The 2164-nt window shown below is 71.1% G+C and carries 1 protein-coding gene and 1 pseudogene; both read left to right on the top strand.

Annotated elements, in window-relative coordinates; all coding sequences use genetic code 11:
* Window positions 1–1083, top strand: a pseudogene (locus Q0588_RS02470) (cell division protein FtsZ); the annotation flags it as partial.
* Window positions 1084–1344: 261 nt separating this feature from the next.
* Window positions 1345–2164: UDP-3-O-acyl-N-acetylglucosamine deacetylase (lpxC, locus tag Q0588_RS02465; protein ID WP_298743445.1), on the top strand; the 820-nt coding region annotated here is incomplete at its 3' end.

Genomic DNA, 2164 nt, shown 5'->3' with positions numbered 1-2164 from the left:
GTCGCCAATGAGCGCACCACCTTCGCCGACGCCTTCGGCATGGCCGACCAGGTGCTGCACTCGGGCGTGCGCTCGATCACCGACCTGATGATCCTGCCCGGTTTGATCAACCTCGACTTCGCCGACGTGCGCGCCGTCATGTCCGAGATGGGCAAGGCGATGATGGGCACGGGCGAGGCCTCGGGCGACGACCGCGCCCTGATGGCGGCCCAGAACGCCATCGCCAATCCGCTGCTCGACGAGACCTCGCTGAAGGGCGCCAAGGCCGTGCTGGTCAACATCACCGGCGGCATGGACATGACCCTGCTGGAAGTCGACGAGGCCGCCAACGCCATCGCCGGCGAGGTCGATTCCGACGCCAACATCATCTTCGGCGCCGCCTTCGATCCGGCCCTGGACGGCAAGATCCGCGTCTCGGTCGTGGCCACCGGCATGGAGGACCTCGCCGTGGCCCAGTCGCCGTCCTCGATCGCCGCCGCGCCGCTCGAGACCCGCCGCCCGACGCCGTCCTGGGCCGCCTCGCGGGCCGAGCCGGTGCGCCAGGACGCGGGGCGGGAGCCGGTCCGGGCCGAGGCCGCCCGGCGGCCCGAGCCGGCCCCGGTCGTGCCGAGCTTTCAGTCGCCCCAGCCGGCCTACGGCGCCGTCGCCCGGGCGCCCGAGCCTCGCCCCGAGCCGGTGATCCACGTCGCCGACGAGCGCGCCCTGGAGCCGATCGTCGATCCCTGGGTCGAGGAATACGAGTCCTCGCCCCGCGCCGCCGCCCAGGCCGCGGCCCCGGCCGCCCAGGGCGATCTCTACATGGACCGCGCCGGCGAGCGCCCGGCCGCGCCGCCGCCCTCGCAGCCGGCCCCGCGCGCCGAAGAGCCGGCCTATGACGACCACGACGAGCGCGATCACCGCAAGTCGGGCTGGAGCCTGTTCGGACGCGGCAAGCGCCAGCCTGTCCAGCCGGCCTATGCGCCGCAGACCCGCACGACGGAGATGCGCTCGACCAGCCAGGTCCAGCCCGCGCCCGAGTTCGACGAGGGCCAGGCCGAGGACGACCTCGAGATTCCGTCCTTCCTGCGGCGGTTGGCCAACTAGGGTTCAGGCAGCAGGCAGCAGGCAGCAGGCAGCAGGCAGCAGGCAGCAGGCAGCAGGGAAGGGCGGTCGCAGGGCCGCCCTTTCGCTTTGCCGGGAGAGGGAGACTGAGGCGCACGCCTGCTGCCTGCTGCCTGCTGCCTCCCGTTAACGAAACAATCCGAAACCCGACTTTCATTTTCCGCTGGGCCGCACGCCGCTACAGGGTTCCTGGGGCGAACTCCGCACGCAGAGGCGGGGCGCAAGTTGAAGCGAGTTTGAGTTTTGCCGGTCCGCAACGACCATCACCAGAAGACGACCATCGCGCCGGCGATCATCGCCGGCGTGGGCGTGCACACCGGCGACCGGGTGCGTCTGGCCGTGCGTCCGGCCCCGGTCGGCACGGGCATCGTCTTCGTGCGCACCGACGTGCGTGATCGCGACAACGTCATCCCGGTCTCCGGCGAGGCCGTCGTCGACGCCCGCCTGAACACCATGATCGAGAACGCCGCCGGGGTGCGCCTGTCGACCATCGAGCACCTGATGGCCGCCTTCGCCGCCCTGGGCGTGTCGAACGCCGTGGTCGAGGTCGATGGGCCCGAACTGCCGATCCTCGACGGCTCGGCCCTGCAGTTCGTCCAGCTGCTCGACCGCGCCGGCTTCCGCCGTCAGGAGGCCCCGGTCCGCTATATCGAGATCCTCGAGCCGATCCGGGTGGAGGAGGGCGACAAGAGCGCCGTCCTGCTGCCCTGCGACCGCTATGAGATGCGTTTCGAGATCGACTTCCCGACCCCGGTGATCGGCAACCAGGTGGTGGATTTCGTCGTCGACGAGGCCACCTTCCGGGCCGAGATCATGGCCGCCCGCACCTTCGGCTTCGCCCATGAGGTCGAGGCCCTGCGCGAGGCCGGCCTGGCCCGTGGCGGCAGCCTCGAGAACGCCGTGGTCATCGACGGCGACCAGATCCTCAACCCGGGCGGGCTGCGGATGGAGCGCGAGTTCGTCAGGCACAAGGCGCTGGACGCCATCGGCGACATGTACGTTCTCGGCGCGCCCCTGCTGGGCCGCTACGAGGGCGTCAAGGCCGGCCACCACATCAACAACC

This window comes from uncultured Brevundimonas sp. (genome assembly GCF_937870815.1).
Classification (GTDB): Bacteria; Pseudomonadota; Alphaproteobacteria; order Caulobacterales; family Caulobacteraceae; genus Brevundimonas.
This window is presented reverse-complemented; position numbering and strand designations above follow the sequence as displayed.